Below are 16,220 nucleotides of genomic sequence, written 5' to 3'. Positions count from 1 at the left end.
CGGCGTCATCTCGTCACTCCACGCGGATCCGGTCGAGCGCGTCCTGAACCACGTCGGCCCCGTCGGTCCCGCCCGACTCGGTCCGGATCCGGTGCGAGAGCACGGTCGGGGCCTCCGCCTGAACGTCGTCGGGGATCACGTAGCCGCGGCCCTCCAGCGCGGCGCGGGCCTGCGACGCGCGGACCAGCGCGAGGCTCCCGCGCGGGCTCGCCCCGAGCTTGGCGTTCCGGCGGGTGAACACCGCGAGCCGGGCCACGTACTCCCGGACCGCCTCCGAGGCCTCGATCTCGCCGACGATCCGGCGGGCCCGGCGCACGTCGGCGATCGTCGCCACGGGCTCGACCGCGTCGACCGGGTGGTCGCCGGTGAGCCGCCCGAGGATCGCGGCCTCCTCCTCGGTGTCCGGGTAGCCGAGCCGGATCTTCTTCGTGAAGCGGTCGACCTCCGCGACGGGCAGCTCGTACGTCTGTCCCGGCTCCACGTCGTTCTGGGTCGCGATCACGCAGAACGGGTCCGGCAGGGCGCGGGTCGTCCCGTCGGTCGTCACCTGGTTCTCCTCCATCGCCTCCAGCAGCGCCGACTGCGTCTTCGGCGGGGCGCGGTTGATCTCGTCGCCGAGCACGACGTTCGCGAACACCGGGCCGGGCTGGAAGTCGAACTCGTCGGTCCGGCGGTTGAACACGTTGACGCCGGTCACGTCGGAGGGCAGCAGGTCGGGGGTGAACTGGACGCGCTTGAACGAGCCGTCGATCGAGCGCGCGACCGACTTCGCGAGCGTCGTCTTCCCGACGCCGGGCACGTCCTCGACGAGGAGGTGCCCGCGCGCCAGCACGGTGACGAGGACGTGCTCGACGGCGTCGCGCTTGCCGACGATCACGTCCTCGACCTCCTCGACGATGCGGTCAGCGAGCGCGGCCACGTCCGCGGGGGTCTCGGGGTCGACGCCCGCGGCGGCGGCCGCCCCGCCGACCTCGCCGCCGGTCGATTCCGCCTCGCCGTCCACCGGCTCCGCGGGACCGGCGCCGAACGGTCCCGACTCTCCGGGGTCCGTCATGTTCGGCCGGCCTCGTTCGGGTCGGGCTCCCGTCCGAAGGCGACCGTGCGAATGCTCCCCGTGATCATCGATATACCACGGGTAAGGCGAGCAACGGCATATGCGTTCCGCCGGCGGCGGTCCGCTCGTCTCGGCCGATTTCGGCCCTTCGGCACCGACGGTCGCGGGCGACGATTCGCGCCTCGCGACCGGGCCGTCAGTCGCGAACTTACGACTCCCCGACGTTCCGACCGACCGGCTCGCCGAACGACGCCGCGCCGGTCGCCGGGTCGCGCTCGTAGACGACCTCGCCCCGGACGAGGGTGACCTCCGGGAAGACGCCGCGGAGGCCCTCGAAGGGGGTCCACCCGCACGCGCTGTGGAGCGCGGCGGCCTCTATCTCGCGCGGGTCGGCGGTGTCGACGAGGACGAGGTCGGCGTCGCGCCCCTCCGCGACCCGCCCCTTCCGGTCGAGGCCGAACGTCTCGGCGGGGTTCGCGGCCACCACGTCGCGGACGCGTTCGAGCGACAGCTCCCCGGTCCGGGCCGATTCGAGGAGGAGCGGGTACAGCGTCTCGACGCCGGGGACGCCGCTCGGCGCGTCGACGAGCCCGCGGCGCTTCTCCGCGACGGTGTGGGGCGCGTGGTCGGTCGCCACCACGTCGACCGCGCCCTCGGCGAGCCGTGCGAACAGGGCCTCGCGGCGCTCCTCCGAGCGGAGCGGCGGGTTCATCCGCCCGAACGTCCCGAGCGACCGCGCCCGCTCGCGGGAGAGGAACAGGTGGTGCGGCGTGACCTCGCAGGTCGCGTCCGCCCCGTCGTCGCGGGCCTCGACGACGGCGTCGACGGCCTCCGGCGTTGAGGTGTGCGCGACGTGGACCTGCGCGTCGCGGTCCGCGGCCGCCGCGAGCGCGCGCTCGACGGCGGCGACCTCGGCGTCGGCCGTCCGGTAGGCCGACCACGCGTCGGCGGTCGCGGCCGTGCCGACGCCCCCGAGGTCGTCGTCGAGCGCCCCCTCGTCGAACAGCGTCGCGTCCTCGGCGTGGACGGTGACGGGCACGTCGCGCCGGGCCGCCGCGTCGAGCGCGTCGGCGAACAGGTCGGCGTCGATGCCCATGTCGCCCGTCGAGTCCGCGAGGAACACCTCGCCGAGCGCGAAGAGGGGTCGGTCGAAGAGGCTCTCCGGGTCCCACTCCGCCGTGACGCCGCCGTTGATCCCGTAGTCGACGAGCGAGTCGGCCGCGAGCGCAGCCTTCTCGTCGAACGCCGCGCCGTCGACGGTGGGTGGCGAGGTGTTCGGCTGGTCGACGACGGTCGTGACGCCGCCCGCGGCCGCGCTCCGCGACCCCGAGGTCCACGTCTCCTTGTGGCTCCCGCCCGGCTCGCGGAAGTGGACGTGGACGTCGACCGCGCCCGGCAGGAGGTGTCTCCCGCGGGCCTCGATGACGCGCTCGCCGGCGTCGGCACCGAGCCCTCCGGCGACCGCGTCGATCCGTCCGTCGTCGCCGATCCGCACGTCTCGAACCCGGCCGTCGGCCAGCGTCGCGCCCGTGATGAGCATCGTTGTCGGCCGGTCGCGGCGAGCGGGATAAACGCTGGTGGTTCCCGGTCGCGGGCTCCGCGGCGGCCCGCCACAGGGCACCACAAGACGTTTGTCGCCGGCGCGGGCTCCCTCGCGCATGGTCTCTGCGCTCTCCGCCCTCTCGGGCGCCGCCCCTCCGCTCTCGGATGCCATCCCTCCGCTTTCGGGCACCGTTCTTTCGCTCTCGGGCTCGGCCGCGCCCCTCGCGGTCCCCGCCATTGCCGACGCTGTCATCGGCTGGCTGTGGACGGTCGCGCTGTTCCTCTTCCCCGGGATCGTCGCCGCGGGGCTGTGCGCGCCGTTCCTCGCCGCCGAGCGCCTCCGCGCGCTGTTCCGCGCGCTGCCGCCGACGGGGCGGCTCCTCCCCTCGTACCTCGGCGTCTCGGTCGGGCTCTCGGTCCCGTACCTCGTCGGCGTCGCGGTCACGGTCACGCGCGCCGCCGAGGCGGGCCCCGCCTGGAGCTCCGGGTTCCTGCTCACGGCGCTGATCGGAACCGTCCTCGTCGGAATCGTCGCGCCGGCGGTCGCCGCGCTCGGCCTCCCGCGGCTCGGCGCCGACTGGGACCCGACCGGCTACGGCGTCTCGACGTACCTCCTCCTCGGCGGCGCGGGGCTGTGGTACGCGGCCGTCGCCGCGGTCCCGCTCGTCGCGCTCGCGGTCGGGATGGCGCTGCCGGGCGGGTACTGACGGCGCCGCTCGCCCGCGCCACACCGGCCGACCGCGGTGGGTCCCGGGGACGGTTCGACTCCGTAACGCTTTGTTGGCTCGCGCGAGCAGTCCCCGGCGCATGCTCCCCGCACCCTTCCGACTGTTCTTCGTCGCCGTCCCCCTCCTCGTCGCCGGCGGCGCGCTGGCGATGGCGGCGTTCCCCCGAAAGATGATGAGCTGGCAGACGCGCTCGCCCGACGGCTCGACCGGGCGGATCGAACCGAGCGACACGCGGGTCCTTGCGATGCGCGTGATGGGCGTCGTCGTCGCCGCGCTCGCGCTGCTGATGGTCGTCGCGAACTTCGCGTTCATCCCCTGAGGCGAACTCGGCGGCGCCGTCCGCCGTGCGGCCCCCGTGCCAACCGCTGCCGACGCTCCGATACGGTTTTGGGTCGCCCCGCGGAACCTGAGCCAAATGCTGTCTCGACAGTTCGTCCGGGAGAACCCCGAGGTCGTCCGCGAGGCGCTCGACAACAAGGGCGTCGACGTGGACCTCGACCGGATACTCGACGTCGACGAGGAGTGGCGGGAGCTGAAACAGCGCGGCGACGACCTGCGCCACGAGCGCAACGAGGTCTCCTCGACGATCGGCGAGCTGAAGGCGGCCGGGAAGGAGGAGGAGGCCGAGGAGGCGATCGAGCGCTCGCAGGACCTCAAGGCCGAGCTCCAGGCGATCGAGGAGCGCGCCGACGAGCTGGAGGCCGAGCTGGAGGCGTCGCTGCTCGAACTGCCCCAGATCCCGCAGGACTCGGTCCCCGTGGGCGAAGACGAGTCCGAGAACGTCGAGCGCCGCCGCGAGGGGTTCGACGACCGCCGCGAGCTCCCGGACCACGTCGAGCCGCACTACGACATCGGCGAGGAGCTACAGATCCTCGACTTCGAGCGCGGCGCGAAGGTCGCGGGCGGCGGCTTCTACGTCGCGAAGGGCGACGGCGCCCGCCTCGAACACGCGCTGATCCAGTTCATGCTCGACGTCCACCGCGAGCAGGGGTACGAGGACGTTTTCCCGCCGATCCCGGTCAACTCCGCGTCGATGCGCGGCACCGGCCAGCTGCCGAAGTTCACCGAGGACGCCTACCGCGTCGAGGGCTCCAACGAGGAGGCGTACGACGACGACGACCTCTGGCTGCTCCCGACCGCGGAGGTGCCCGTCACGAACCTCCACCGCGACGAGATCCTCCTCGGCGAGGACCTCCCGCTGAAGTATCAGGCGTACACGCCGAACTTCCGGCAGGAGGCGGGCGAGCACGGCACCGAGACCCGCGGGATCGTCCGGGTCCACCAGTTCAACAAGGTGGAGATGGTGAACTTCGTCCGGCCCGAGGAGAGCGACGAGCGCTTCGAGGGGCTCGTCGACGAGGCCGAGGAGGTGCTGCGCCGCCTCGAGCTCCCCTACCGCATCCTGGAGATGTGTACCGGCGACCTCGGGTTCACGCAGGCGAAGAAGTACGACATCGAGGTGTGGGCCCCGGCCGACGACATGGACGAGGGCCCCGAGCAGGGCGGCCGCTGGCTGGAGGTCTCGTCCGTCTCGAACTTCGAGGACTTCCAGGCGCGCCGCGCCGGCATCCGGTACCGCGAGGAGCACCACGAGTCCGCGGAGTACCTCCACACCCTGAACGGCTCGGGCCTCGCGGTCCCGCGGATCGTCGTCGCCATCCTGGAGTACTACCAGAACGACGACGGCACCGTCACCGTCCCCGAGGCGCTGCGCCCGTACATGGGCGGCACCGAGGTCATCGAGGGCGGCGACGCGGTCGGCGAGTCGAAGCTGGGCGGGGAGTAGGGCACGCCCTCCGACCGCTCGCGCCCCGAAGCGGCGCCGGCGCTCCCACCTACTTCACGTCCGAACTCGACGCGCGGGAGAGCAGCACGACGGCGACGGCGCCCAACACGAGGTCGAGCCCGACGAGCACGGCGACGCCGGGCGCGACGCCGTCGAGCGTCCCGCCGAACCACGCGACGTCGATGACCGTCATCACGTCTCGGTCGATCATGAGCGAGCGAGCGGCGTCGACGCCGTAGGTCACGGGGTTGACGCGGGCGAACGTCTGGATCCACCCCGGGAGCGCTTCGAGCGGGAGGAACGCGCTCGACAGGAACAACAGCGGGAACTGCAGCAGGTTCGCGCTGATGATCGTCGACTCCTGGTCTCGCGTGAGGATCGCGACGGCGTTCGAGAACGCGACGAACCAGAGCGAAAACAGGATCCCGACCGCGACGATCCCCGCCGCCCCGGCGACGCCGGTGACGATGTCGGCGCCGAGGAGGACGCCGAGCCCGAGGATGATCGCGATCTGGACCGCGATCCGGAACACCTCGGCGGCGGTCTTGCCGACGAAGACGGCCGTGCGGCTCATCGGCGTGACGAGCACCTTCTCGAACATCCCGTTCTCGATGTCGTTCACGAGCCCGACGCCGGAGGTGATCGCCGCCGCGAGCGCCACCTGAATGGTGATCGCCGGCACGAGATACGTCTCGTAGCTGATCCCTGGTAGCCCCCGGTTGACCGCGCCGCCCGCGACATTTCCGAACACCTCCGTGAACAGCACGAGGAAGATGATCGGCTGGACGAGCGAGACGACGAGGACGAACGGGTTCCGCACGGCCTTGAGATTCCACCGCTTGAAGTTCACCCACGCGTCGCCGACGAACGTGTTCCCGGAGCGCGCGCTCGACCCCGAGCGGTCGTTCGCGGGCGCGCTCATTGCGCCACCTCCCCGTCGTCGGTGTCGAGCTCTTCCCCGGTGATCGCGAGGAAGACGTCGTCGAGCGTCGGCGCGCGGATGTTGAACCCGGTCACCGTTACGTCCGCGTCCCGGAGCGCCACGAGGAGGTCGGTGCCGTGCTCCCGGGCCGTCTCCGCGGTGACGCTGATCCCCTCCTCGGTCTCGGCGACCGAGGCGTCCGCGAAGGCGTCGAACTCCCGCGCTATCGCCGCGGCCCGCTCGGTTGCCGTCCCGTCGCCCTCCAGTTCCACGTCGAGGACCTCACCCCCGACCTCGCGTTTGAGCTCGCTCGGGCTCCCGTCGGCGACGATCTCGCCGTCGAGGATGACCGCCAGGCGGTCGCAGAGCTGGTCCGCCTCCTCCAGGTACTGCGTCGTCAGGAAGATCGTCGTCCCGAGGTCGTTGATGCGTCGGAAGTACTCCCACAGTCGGTTGCGGGCCTTCGGGTCGAGCCCCGTCGTCGGCTCGTCCAGGAAGACGAGCGGCGGCCGATGGACCAGCGCGGTCGCGGCGTCGAGCCGCTTTTTCATCCCGCCCGAGAACTCCTCGGCCCGCTTGTCGGCCACGTCCGCCAGGTCGACGAGGTCGAGCAGCTCGTCGACCCGCTCGGACTGCTCGTCCCGCGGGACTCCGTACGCCTCGCAGGCGAACCGGATGTTCTCCGCGGCGGTGAGCTCGGGGTCGATGCTCGTCTCCTGAGCCATGTACCCGATCGACTCGCGGACCTTCCGGGAGTCGGAGCGCACGTCGAAGCCGTTGACCCGGACCGTTCCGCCGGTCGGGGACAAAAGCGTCGCGAACACCTTGATCGTCGTCGTCTTGCCGGCCCCGTTCGGCCCCAGAAAGCCGAAGAACTCCCCCTCGGGAACGGTCATGTCGATCCCGTCGACGGCGACGGTCCCGTCCGCGTAGGTGAGTTCGAGCCCGTCGACGTCGATCGCGGCGGCGGACGCCGACTCGGCGGCCGCCGGCTCGCCGGCGCTGCCGTCTCGGGACCGATCGGTCGGTCCCGCCGTGTCCTGTGTAGGCATATCCGTATTACCGGATCCGGCGGCATATACTCCCGACTTCGAACGTCCGACGTTACTACGAAAAATGAAGTCGGCGAGCGGGGTCGACCGCTCGGCACGTCAGAGTTCGTGTTCGATCGCCCAGTGGTGGAGGTGCGCGAAGGCGGGGAACAGCGACTCCGCCTTCTCCGTCGGCGTGTACTCCACCCGGGGCGGCACCTCGTCGTACGCCTCGCGGTCGAGCAGCCCCGCCTCGGTCAGCTCCTTCAACCGCGCCGAGAGCGTGTTCGGGGCGGCGTCGAGTTCGCTCTCCAGGTCGCTGAACCGCAGCGAGTCCTCGGCGAACGCGAACGCGCTCAACACCGCCATCGTGTGGGTCTTTCCGAGGAGGTCCAGGAGCTCGGCCACCGTCCGACCGATGCGCTCCTGCTCCTCCGGGGCGAACGACTCGCGGAGGGCGGTCGCCTCCGCGCGAGTCAACCCCCCGCTCAGTCCGGGCACGTCCGGCACATCGCTCTGTCCGTTCATCGAGCGATTACTGGACGCTATTGCTATTGTATCTTTGGGATACAGACCGAATGCCGGCTAACACTTCGAAGCTTCGAAGTCACAAGTATATGTCCTCGGCGCGCCACTCTCGGGTATGCGAATCGCAGTATTCGGTGCGTCGGGACGAACCGGCCGACCGCTCGTCGAACAGGCGCTCGACCGCGGGCACGAGGTGGTCGCGTTCGTCCGGGACCCCGCGAGCCTCTCGTCGTCGGTCCGGGACGACGACCGGGTCGCCGTCGTCGCGGGCGACGCGTACACCGGCGACGGCGTCGACCGCGCCGTCGGCGGGGACGGGGCCCCGGTCGACGCCGTCGTCAGCGTCCTCGGACAGACCGACGGGAGCCCGGACGACCTCCTCACGGCGGCCGGCGAGCACGTGCTCGCGGCGATGGACCAGCACGGCGTCGATCGCTTCGTGACGCTCGTCGGCGCGGGTGTCAGGGAGGAGGGCGAGTCGGTGAGTCTCGGCGGGAGGGTGATGGAGTCGCTCCTGAAGCTGCTGGCGCGGGCGGCCCTCGAAGACGCCCGCGACCACGTCGAGACCGTTCGGACCAGCGACGCGCGCTGGACGGTCGTCCGCGCCCCGCGCCTCACCGAGGACGAGCACACGGGCGCGTTCCGACACGGGACGGACCTCACGCTCGGGATGCGCGACGCCGCCGCGCGGGCGAACGTCGCGGCGTTCGTCCTCGACTGCCTCGAAGCGGAGACGTACGTCGGCAAGATGCCGAAGGTCACGGACGAGCGATGACGGACCGGCTGCTCGTCACCGGCGCGACCGGGACCGTCGGCGATCCGCTCGTCAGAGCGCTCGCGGACCGGGACGCGTCCGTCCGCGTGGCGACCCGGAGCCCGGAGCACGCGCGGGACGCGTTCGGCGACGGGCCGGAGCCCGTGGTGTTCGACCTCGGTCGCCCCGAGACGTGGGGGGCGGCGCTGGCTGGCGTCGACCGGCTCTTCCTCCTGTACCCGCCGGGGAGCGCGGTGAGCGACGTCCGCGAGTTCGCCGCCGCCGCCGACCGCGTGGGCGTCGAGCACGTGGTCTTCCTCTCGATCCTCGGCGCGGAGAAGCTCCCGGTCCTCCCCCATCGTCGGATCGAGCGCCACCTCGCCGGGACCGGCATGGACCACACGTTCCTCCGTGCCTCGTGGTTCGCCCAGAACCTGAGCGAGATCCACCGCCGAGAGATCGTCGAGCGCGACGAGATATTCGTCCCGGCCGGCGACGGCGTCCTGAGCTTCACCGACGCGCGGGACGTCGCGGCGGTCGCCGCGCGGGTGCTCACCGAGTCGGGCCACGCGAACCGGGCGTACGACCTCACCGGCCCGGCCGCGCTCGACTTCGACGAGGTGGCCGACGTCTTCACAGAGGTGCTCGACAGACCGATCGCGTACGCCGACCCGTCGCGGCTGACGTTCGCGCGGCGGATGTACGAACGCGGCTTCTCCCCGGGGTTCGTCGCGTTCATGACCGCCGAGTACTCGGTCGTGCGGCTGGGTCGCTCCGGCCGGACGACGGGCGACGTCGAGGCGGTCCTCGGGCGCCCGCCGCGGACGGTCCGCGAGTTCGTCGCGGACTACGCGGACGAGTTCCGACCGTAGCGCGGCCGCGGTTTGTACCGGGGTGCCGCGAGCGCCGCTACTGGTTCTCCAGGGCGTCGAGGATACAGGCGGCGGCGATCACCGCCTCCTTGGGCACGTCGCTCGCGTCGTCGATGGTGACCGTGTAGGCGTCCCGCATCGAGAACTGCCCCTCGATGTCGCCGACGTGGCCCCCGTCCGCGTCGAATATCTCGTACTTGTTCGGGATCAGGTTCGCGGCGCCGACGAGGTGCCGGAGCCCCGACAGCAGCTTGTTCTTGGACTTGATCGTCGCCAGCGCCTCCCCCGAGTCGGGGTCGCGGACCGTCCAGTTCTCGACGAACAGCGAGTAGTCCTCGTCGAGCACGACCACCTCCTCGCCGGTGCCCGCGTCGACGATGGCGTAGTTGCCGCCGATGTCGACGATCCCGCCCGCCTTCACCGAGAAGGCGTCCTCGTCGTCCCCGGTGACGAACGGGAACTCCTCTTTCAGCTTGAACATCTTCTGTTTCCCGCGGAGGACGACGTTTCCGGCGCTGTCCCGGACGGCGTACTTGTTCCGGACCAGCGACTGCGTCACCTCGTAGCGGTCGTCGCTGAGGTCGACGGTCGAGATGTCGTACGTGCCCGACTCGGCGTCGGACGCGGAGGGGAACGGCATGGACGCGACGACGGCGAGCGGTCAAAAAAGCCTTCTGTTCGCGTCGACCCGGGAGTCAGGGCGTCAGCCGGTCGACGGCGAGCCACTCCACGTCTTCGCCGCCGGCGGGGTGGGCGCCGCCGACCTCGGTCAGGGCGAACACCATCTCCTTGCGGACGCCGCCCGCGAGCCGCACGTCGAGCGAGAGCTCCCGGGGCGAGAACTCGTGGCCCGGCCCCACCACGCGCACGAGGTGTTCGGAGTGCGGGAGGTCCTCGACGGTCTCCACGTCGAGGTACGTCCGGAAGTCGGCGCCGAACTTGAAGCCGGTCTTCGGCACCGCGTCGGCCGCGCGGAGGCGCCGGTAGACGGCGAGCCGGCGGTCGAAGCGCTCGCCCTCCACGTCGCGGCCGCGGGCGACGATCCGGGCGGCGGCGTCCCCCGAGCCCGCGTCCGTGGCCTCGGGGCCCCCGACCGACGCCGACAGCGACAGGCGCCCGTCGGCGGCCAGCGACGCGGCCTCGACGAGTGAGAGCTGGAGCGCGCCCTCGACGTCTGCGGCGCGGCCGGTGAGCGGGCGCCCGTAGAACCCGCGGTCGTACAGGTCCTCGGGCGCGTCCCAGACGACGACGCGGTCCGCGAGGAGGACGCCGCTCAGGGCCGCCGGCGGCTCGTACTTGGTCGCGCCGTCGACCGCGCCCGACTCCGCCGCGAAGTAGGTGATGTCCGACTCCTCGTCGACGACCGCGAGCGTGCGCCCCGCGAGCCCGGCGGCCGCGACCGTCTCGCGCTCGCCGACGACCTGGATCGGGTACTTCACGTTCCCCGTGTCCGGGGTCTCGCCGCGCTCGTAGGCGACGAAGTCGACCGCGTCGCTCGCCGCGTCGCGCCCGCCGGGCCACGGCTCGCGTGCGGGCGAGAGGTAGAAGCCGCGGTCGCGGAGGTCCGAGTAGACGAGGAACCGCACCGCGAAGCGGTCGGCCGCGGCCGCGCTCGCGACGAAGAAGCGCTCGAAGCCGACCGGGTCGGCGTCGCCGCCCTCGCCGTCGAGTTCGATCCCGGAGAGGTCGCCGCGGAACAGCAGGTGGGCGGCCTCGACCCGCGAGAGCGCGATCTCGTTGCCGTCGAGCGGTCGCCCGTACCCCCGGGCGTCGTAGAAGCGCTGGCGGGCGTCCCCGCCGACGCGGACCGCGTCGCCCCGCAGGTGGCCGGTCGGTTGCATACCCGTGGGGCCGGGCGGCCGAGGGAAGGGGGTTGCGGTCGCGCCCGGCCCGCGGGCCGCGCCCCTCACGCGACGTCGTCCAGCATCGCGTCGATCCGACTCCGCAGTCGGTCGGCCTGCCGAGCGGTCTCCGCGGGGCCGTTCTGGTCTTGGACGTACAGCGACTCGAAGTAGTACACCGCGTTCAGGAGACCGTATCGGGGTGCCCGCCGCTCGAACCCGGCCGGCAGCGACCGGACCGACTCGTACCCCTCGCGGAACGCCTTGCGGGGCTCGCTCTCCCCCGGCCCGAACGCCGGGAAGACCGTCCGCCAGTAGTCGTACTCGCCGGGCGCGGCGATCGCGTGTTCGAAGTCGATCACGCACGTCACCGCGCCGTCGGCGACGGCGACGTGTTCGGGCGTGGCCCACCCGTGACAGCAGACCGGCCCGCCGGCGCCGGCGAACGCGTCGGGCCGCTCGGCGAGGTGGTCGAGCACCCGGTCGGCCGCGTCGGCGTGCCCGTACCGAGCGAGGACCGGGCGGCGCTCCTCGACGTACTCGACCGCGGCGGCGTGCCACTCGTCGCGGCCGCGGACCGCGAACGCCTCGTCGGCCCGGAACGCGCCGTACGCGTCGACGAGCGGCGTCGTCTCCTCGTGGAGCGTCGCCAGCCCGCGGCCCGCGGCGCGCGCCCACGCCTCGTCCGCCTCGTGGTCCGCCTCGGCCGCGGGGGCGTCGGGGTGCCACGCCGCGACGTAGTAGCTGTCCCCGATACACAGCGGCTCGGGCACCGGGACGGAGGTACGGTCGGCGACGGCGGCCATCACCCGCCCCTCCCTCTCCGCGTTCCCGGTCGGCCCGGTGTTCCTCTTGTAGACGGCGCGGCGGCCGTCGACCGACACCTCGTACACCTCGTGCGGCGGCACGTCGTGGAGTCGGCGACGGACCTCGTGGCTGTCGAACGCCGCGTCGAGCCGTTCGGCGATTTCGCGTTTCATCGGGGACACCCGTCGGTTCCGGAGCGCGCACAAACCGGTTTTGGTCCCGACTCGCCGCCCGGGTCGGCGCCGGCGCGGGAGGTTCGGCGACCGGCGGCTCCGAAGCGCGTTCGGACGGTCGCTCGCGGCGACCGGACAAGGATAAAGAGCCGCCGGCGAGAACGAGTGGTATGAACGACACCGCAGGGCTCCGGCTCACGGTGCGTGCCGCCGAGAAGCGGGACGCGGGCCGGGGCATCGCCAGGCTCCCCGAGTCGGCCCGCAAGCGGCTCGCCCTCCTCAGCGGCGACACGGTCGAGGTGCGCGGCGAGCGCACCGCCGTCGCGAAGGTGTGGCCGGGCGGTCCCGACGCGCCGGACGGCTCCGTCCTCATCGACGCCGACACCCGCGCGAACGCCGGTGTGAAGGTCGGCGACACCGTCACGATCGCCCCCGTCGACGTGTCCGACGCCGAGCGCGCGACGCTGACCGCGCCCGGCCGCCTCGCGGAGGTGGACGTGAGCCGCGAGGTGGTCGAGCGGGCGCTCTCCCGGGAGCTCCGCGACCGCCCCGTCACCGAGGGCGAGGCCGTCCACGTCGAGCGGCTCGGCGGGCTCCGCTTCGTGGTGGCGCGGACGTCGCCCGCGGGGACCGTCCGCATCACGGCGGCGACGGACGTGTCGGTCGAGTACGCCGGCGACGGGGCGGACGCGGACGGTCGCGGAGGCGCGTCGGCCGACGACCGGTCCGGATCCGCCGCCGGCTCCGGGACCGACCGCCCCGGCGACGACGCCCGTCCGAAGGGCGGCGACGCCCCGCCGGCCGAGCACACCGCGGGCGCGACCTACGAGGACATCGGGGGGTTAGACGAGGAGCTGGAGCTGGTCCGGGAGACGATCGAACTGCCGCTCTCCGAGCCGGAGGTGTTCACCCGGCTCGGCATCGACCCGCCGAAGGGCGTCCTTCTCCACGGCCCGCCGGGGACCGGGAAGACGCTCATCGCCCGCGCCGTCGCCAACGAGGTGGACGCGACGTTCATCACCGTCGACGGCCCGGAGATCATGTCGAAGTACAAGGGGGAGTCCGAGGAGCGGCTCCGCGAGGTGTTCGAGCGCGCGAGCGAGGACGCCCCGGCCATCGTCTTCTTCGACGAGATCGACTCGATCGCGGGCAAGCGCGACGACGGCGGCGACGTGGAGAACCGCGTCGTCGGCCAGCTGCTCTCGCTGATGGACGGGCTCGACGCGCGCGGCGACGTGATCGTCATCGGCGCGACGAACCGCGTCGACACCATCGACCCCGCGCTCCGGCGCGGCGGGCGGTTCGACCGCGAGATCGAGATCGGCGTCCCCGGCGAGTCCGGGCGCCGACAGATCCTCGACGTCCACACGCGCCGGATGCCGCTGGCCGACGACGTGGACTTGGACCGGATCGCGGGCCGCACCCACGGGTTCGTCGGCGCCGACATCGAGGGGCTCGCGCAGGAGGCGGCGATGACCGCGCTCCGGCGCGCCAGGGAGTCCGACTCCCGCGCGCTGAACGAGGTGACCGTCTCCAAGGCGGACTTCGAGGCCGCTCACGCGAACGTCGAGCCGAGCGCGATGCGCGAGTACGTCGCCGAGCAGCCGACGACCGACTTCGCCGACGTGGGCGGGCTCGACGACGCGAAGGCGGAGCTCGACCGCGCCGTGACGTGGCCGCTGTCGTACGGCCCGCTGTTCGACGCGGCGGGCGCGGACCCGCCGACCGGCGTCCTGTTGTACGGCCCGCCGGGGACCGGGAAGACGCTGCTCGCGCGCGCCATCGCGGGCGAGAGCGGCGTCAACTTCATCCAGGTCGCGGGGCCGGAGCTGCTCGACCGGTACGTCGGCGAGTCGGAGAAGGCGGTCCGCGAGCTGTTCGACCGGGCGCGGCAGGCGGCGCCCGCGATCGTCTTCTTCGACGAGATCGACGCGGTCGCGACCGACCGCGACGCGGCCGGCGGCGACGGCTCCGGCGTGAGCGAGCGCGTCGTCTCACAGCTCCTGACCGAGCTCGACCGCGCCAGCGACAACCCGAACCTCGTCGTCCTCGCGGCGACGAACCGGCGGAACGCGCTCGACCCGGCGCTGCTCCGCCCCGGGCGCCTGGAGACCCACGTCGAGGTGCCGGAGCCGGACCGCGAGGCCCGGCGCAAGATCCTGGAGGTTCACACCCGCGAGAAGCCCCTGACCGACGGCGTCGACTTAGAGCGGGTCGCCGACGAGACCGAGGGGTACTCCGGCGCGGAGATCGCCTCGCTGTCGCGGGCGGCCGCGATGCGCGCCATCGAGCGCGTCGCCGACGAGCACGGCGAGGCCGCCAACGACCACGCCGACGAGGTCGGGATCACCGGCGAGGACTTCGACGCGGCGCTCGAGTCCGTCCGCCCCGAGACCGCCTGAGGCGGGCGAACGGCCGGTCCGTCGCCCGGGACCGCGGCCCGCTCAGTCGTCCTCGTTCGCCTCGGCGGTCGCGTCCGCCTCTCCCTCCGGCTCCTCGGACGCCCCGTGCCCGTGCCCGCCGTGGGCGTGGGCGTCGCCGAGCGCGCCGGCGCCGAACTCGTCGACCGGCGTGACGCTGTAATCGACCGTGAGCGTGTCCTTCGTCGCGCGGACCTTCCCGACGAACGCCGATATCTCCTCTAAGCCCCCCTCCAGCACGAACAGCTCCATACAGTACTGCGAGCCGACGTGGCTGTGGAAGTTCGAGGCGACGATCCCCTCGTCCTCGTGTCGCAGCCGCATCATCCGCTCCTCGACGCTCGTCGTCTCGTAGTTGAACAGGACGGTCACCACGGCCATCAGGGCCCGGTCCTCCAGCTTGGCGTCCTCGAACTCGCCGAGGAGGTTCCGCGAGGCCTCGCGGACGACCTCGCTCCGGCCGGTGTACCCGTGCTCGTCCGCGAACCGGTCGATCCGTTCGAGCAACTCCTCCGGCATGGACACGCTGACGACTGTCATATGTTAATCCACGCCCACGAAGTTGTTAATCCTTGAGGTCCGGGCCGCGGCGCTCCGCCCCTCGCCCGCCGACCCCGCTACCTTCTGTCGCCACCGTCGTCGGCGTCGTCGCCGCCGTCGTCGCCGTCGTCCCCGTCGCCGCCCTCGATCCGCTCGCCGAGCCAGTCGTAGTGGTCGAGCAGCGCGGCCTCGCCCGCGTCGGTGAGCGCGTACACGTCGGCGATCCCCTCCGTCCGGCGGTCGAGGTACCCGGCCTCGACGAGCGCGGAGAGCGTGCCGTAGAAGGACCCGGGGTCGATCCGCTCGTCGTAGTGGGATTCGAGCCGGCTCTTGGCCGACTGCGCGCGCAGCTCGCCGTGGTCGTACAGGAGCGCGCAGAGGTCGCGGCGCCGGCCGCTGTGGAACCACTTCGTCATGGTCGGCGCCTCGCCCCGCGGGCGGATAAATCGCTCACGACGCGTCCGCCGGCCCGCCGGCGCCGAGCGGGTCGTCGCCGCTCCGGCCGGCGTCGATCCGGCCCTCAGCGCCGACCAGTTCGTCGAGGCGGCGCACGCGCCGGTCCCCGAGGATACAGCGGCCGCGCTCGTCGTGGCCGACGCGCTCGACGTGGACCGCGTCGAGGCCGGCGTTCCAGGCGGCCGCCACGTCGCTCTCGCCGTCGCCGACGTAGTAGCCGCGGTGGCGGGCGGGGTCGACGCCGAGTTCGCGCATCGCGGCCTCTATCGGGTCCGGCGCCGGCTTCCACCCCGTCTCGTCGGTACAGCAGACGACCGCGTCGAAGCGGCCGCCGAGGTCGAGGCGGTCGAGGACCGGCTCGGCGAGGAACTCCTGGCAGTGGGTGACGAGCCCGGTCGGCCCGCCGACCTCGCCCACGCGGTCGAGCAGGCGCGCGGCGTCGTCGTGGAGGTACGTCGCCTCCGCGCGGGCGACCGGGTCCTCCACGGCGTGGAACGCGGGCCAGAACGCGTCGGGGTCGACCCCCATCCCGCGGAGGGTCTCGGCGCGGGAGCCGCCGAGCCCGTGCCAGAGGACGCGCGCCTCGCGGTCCGAGAACTCGCGGCCGAGCCGGTCGCCGACGCGGTCGAACACCGTCCGGGTGTACTCCCACTCGGCGTCGACGAGCGTCCCGTCGAGGTCGAAGAGGTGGAAATCGTAGTCGGCGGGGGTCACGGATCGCTCCGTACGACGGCGGCGGGCAAGTGCGTTGTGGGTTCGCCCCGCG

At 72.6% G+C, this 16,220-nt stretch carries 17 protein-coding genes; 6 read left to right on the top strand and 11 right to left on the bottom strand.

Features of this window, described 5'->3' with window-relative positions; translation table 11 throughout:
• Positions 1-13 precede the first annotated feature (13 nt).
• Both DVK05_RS07030 and DVK05_RS07025 read right to left on the bottom strand, forming a co-directional pair.
• Positions 14-1,054 carry a MoxR family ATPase gene (locus DVK05_RS07030; protein WP_121562680.1) on the bottom strand — a complete coding sequence of 347 codons (1,041 nt, stop codon included), beginning with the start codon at positions 1,052-1,054 and terminating at the stop codon, positions 14-16.
• A 208-nt stretch (positions 1,055-1,262) separates the two neighbouring features.
• On the bottom strand, positions 1,263-2,594 hold the full coding sequence (locus DVK05_RS07025) for a dihydroorotase (RefSeq protein WP_121562679.1): 1,332 nt from the start codon (positions 2,592-2,594) through the stop codon (positions 1,263-1,265).
• A 118-nt stretch (positions 2,595-2,712) separates the two neighbouring features.
• Here DVK05_RS07025 and DVK05_RS07020 point away from each other — a divergent pair, with 118 nt between their 5' ends.
• From DVK05_RS07020 to serS, 3 genes are all read left to right on the top strand, one after another.
• The gene (locus tag DVK05_RS07020; protein ID WP_121562678.1) at positions 2,713-3,303 is read left to right on the top strand and encodes a hypothetical protein; all 591 of its coding nucleotides are present in this window, start codon (positions 2,713-2,715) and stop codon (positions 3,301-3,303) included.
• 100 nt (positions 3,304-3,403) lie between these two features.
• Complete coding sequence (locus DVK05_RS07015; protein WP_121562677.1) at positions 3,404-3,643, top strand: hypothetical protein; 240 nt, start codon at positions 3,404-3,406, stop codon at positions 3,641-3,643.
• 96 nt (positions 3,644-3,739) lie between these two features.
• Positions 3,740-5,110: a serine--tRNA ligase gene (serS, locus tag DVK05_RS07010; protein WP_121562676.1), complete on the top strand. Its 1,371-nt coding sequence runs from the start codon at positions 3,740-3,742 to the stop codon at positions 5,108-5,110.
• A 49-nt stretch (positions 5,111-5,159) separates the two neighbouring features.
• Here serS and DVK05_RS07005 read toward each other — a convergent pair whose 3' ends face one another.
• The 3 genes from DVK05_RS07005 to DVK05_RS06995 all read right to left on the bottom strand — a co-directional run bounded on the left by DVK05_RS07005 (position 5,160) and on the right by DVK05_RS06995 (position 7,591).
• The gene (locus DVK05_RS07005) at positions 5,160-6,032 is read right to left on the bottom strand and encodes an ABC transporter permease (RefSeq protein ID WP_121562675.1); all 873 of its coding nucleotides are present in this window, start codon (positions 6,030-6,032) and stop codon (positions 5,160-5,162) included.
• Complete coding sequence (locus DVK05_RS07000; RefSeq protein ID WP_121562674.1) at positions 6,029-7,084, bottom strand: ATP-binding cassette domain-containing protein; 1,056 nt, start codon at positions 7,082-7,084, stop codon at positions 6,029-6,031. Before DVK05_RS07000 ends, DVK05_RS07005 begins: the two co-directional genes overlap by 4 nt.
• Positions 7,085-7,183: 99 nt before the next feature.
• A complete protein-coding gene (locus tag DVK05_RS06995; protein WP_121562673.1) occupies positions 7,184-7,591 on the bottom strand; it encodes a helix-turn-helix domain-containing protein in 408 nt (135 codons plus the stop codon).
• Positions 7,592-7,706: 115 nt separating this feature from the next.
• Here DVK05_RS06995 and DVK05_RS06990 point away from each other — a divergent pair, with 115 nt between their 5' ends.
• Complete coding sequence (locus DVK05_RS06990) at positions 7,707-8,366, top strand: NAD(P)-dependent oxidoreductase (protein ID WP_121562672.1); 660 nt, start codon at positions 7,707-7,709, stop codon at positions 8,364-8,366.
• Positions 8,363-9,217, top strand: a complete 855-nt coding sequence (locus tag DVK05_RS06985) for an SDR family oxidoreductase (protein WP_121562671.1) — start codon at positions 8,363-8,365, stop codon at positions 9,215-9,217. The genes DVK05_RS06990 and DVK05_RS06985 overlap by 4 nt, the downstream gene beginning before the upstream one ends.
• Before the next feature lie 37 nt (positions 9,218-9,254).
• On the opposite strand, the gene DVK05_RS06980 is transcribed toward DVK05_RS06985, so the two are convergent.
• The 3 genes from DVK05_RS06980 to DVK05_RS06970 all read right to left on the bottom strand — a co-directional run bounded on the left by DVK05_RS06980 (position 9,255) and on the right by DVK05_RS06970 (position 12,038).
• Positions 9,255-9,857 carry a hypothetical protein gene (locus DVK05_RS06980; RefSeq protein WP_121562670.1) on the bottom strand — a complete coding sequence of 201 codons (603 nt, stop codon included), beginning with the start codon at positions 9,855-9,857 and terminating at the stop codon, positions 9,255-9,257.
• A gap of 55 nt (positions 9,858-9,912) precedes the next feature.
• The gene (endA, locus tag DVK05_RS06975) at positions 9,913-11,058 is read right to left on the bottom strand and encodes a tRNA-intron lyase (protein WP_121562669.1); all 1,146 of its coding nucleotides are present in this window, start codon (positions 11,056-11,058) and stop codon (positions 9,913-9,915) included.
• Positions 11,059-11,123: 65 nt separating this feature from the next.
• Entirely contained in the window at positions 11,124-12,038 is a 915-nt protein-coding gene (locus DVK05_RS06970) for an aminoglycoside phosphotransferase family protein (RefSeq protein WP_121562668.1), read from the bottom strand.
• Positions 12,039-12,208: 170 nt separating this feature from the next.
• Here DVK05_RS06970 and DVK05_RS06965 point away from each other — a divergent pair, with 170 nt between their 5' ends.
• Complete coding sequence (locus tag DVK05_RS06965) at positions 12,209-14,440, top strand: AAA family ATPase (RefSeq protein ID WP_121562667.1); 2,232 nt, start codon at positions 12,209-12,211, stop codon at positions 14,438-14,440.
• 42 nt (positions 14,441-14,482) lie between these two features.
• Here the strand turns inward: DVK05_RS06965 and DVK05_RS06960 are convergent, their stop codons facing one another.
• From DVK05_RS06960 to DVK05_RS06950, 3 genes are all read right to left on the bottom strand, one after another.
• Positions 14,483-14,998, bottom strand: coding sequence for a CopG family ribbon-helix-helix protein (locus DVK05_RS06960; RefSeq protein WP_121562666.1), 516 nt, complete (start codon positions 14,996-14,998; stop codon positions 14,483-14,485).
• 77 nt (positions 14,999-15,075) lie between these two features.
• The gene (locus DVK05_RS06955) at positions 15,076-15,414 is read right to left on the bottom strand and encodes a PadR family transcriptional regulator (protein ID WP_121562665.1); all 339 of its coding nucleotides are present in this window, start codon (positions 15,412-15,414) and stop codon (positions 15,076-15,078) included.
• Between the two features lie 34 nt (positions 15,415-15,448).
• On the bottom strand, positions 15,449-16,168 hold the full coding sequence (locus tag DVK05_RS06950; RefSeq protein ID WP_121562664.1) for an HAD family hydrolase: 720 nt from the start codon (positions 16,166-16,168) through the stop codon (positions 15,449-15,451).
• Positions 16,169-16,220 lie beyond the last annotated feature (52 nt).

This window comes from Halorubrum sp. Atlit-8R (genome assembly GCF_003666025.1).
GTDB lineage: Archaea > Halobacteriota > Halobacteria > Halobacteriales > Haloferacaceae > Halorubrum > Halorubrum salinarum.
This window is presented reverse-complemented; position numbering and strand designations above follow the sequence as displayed.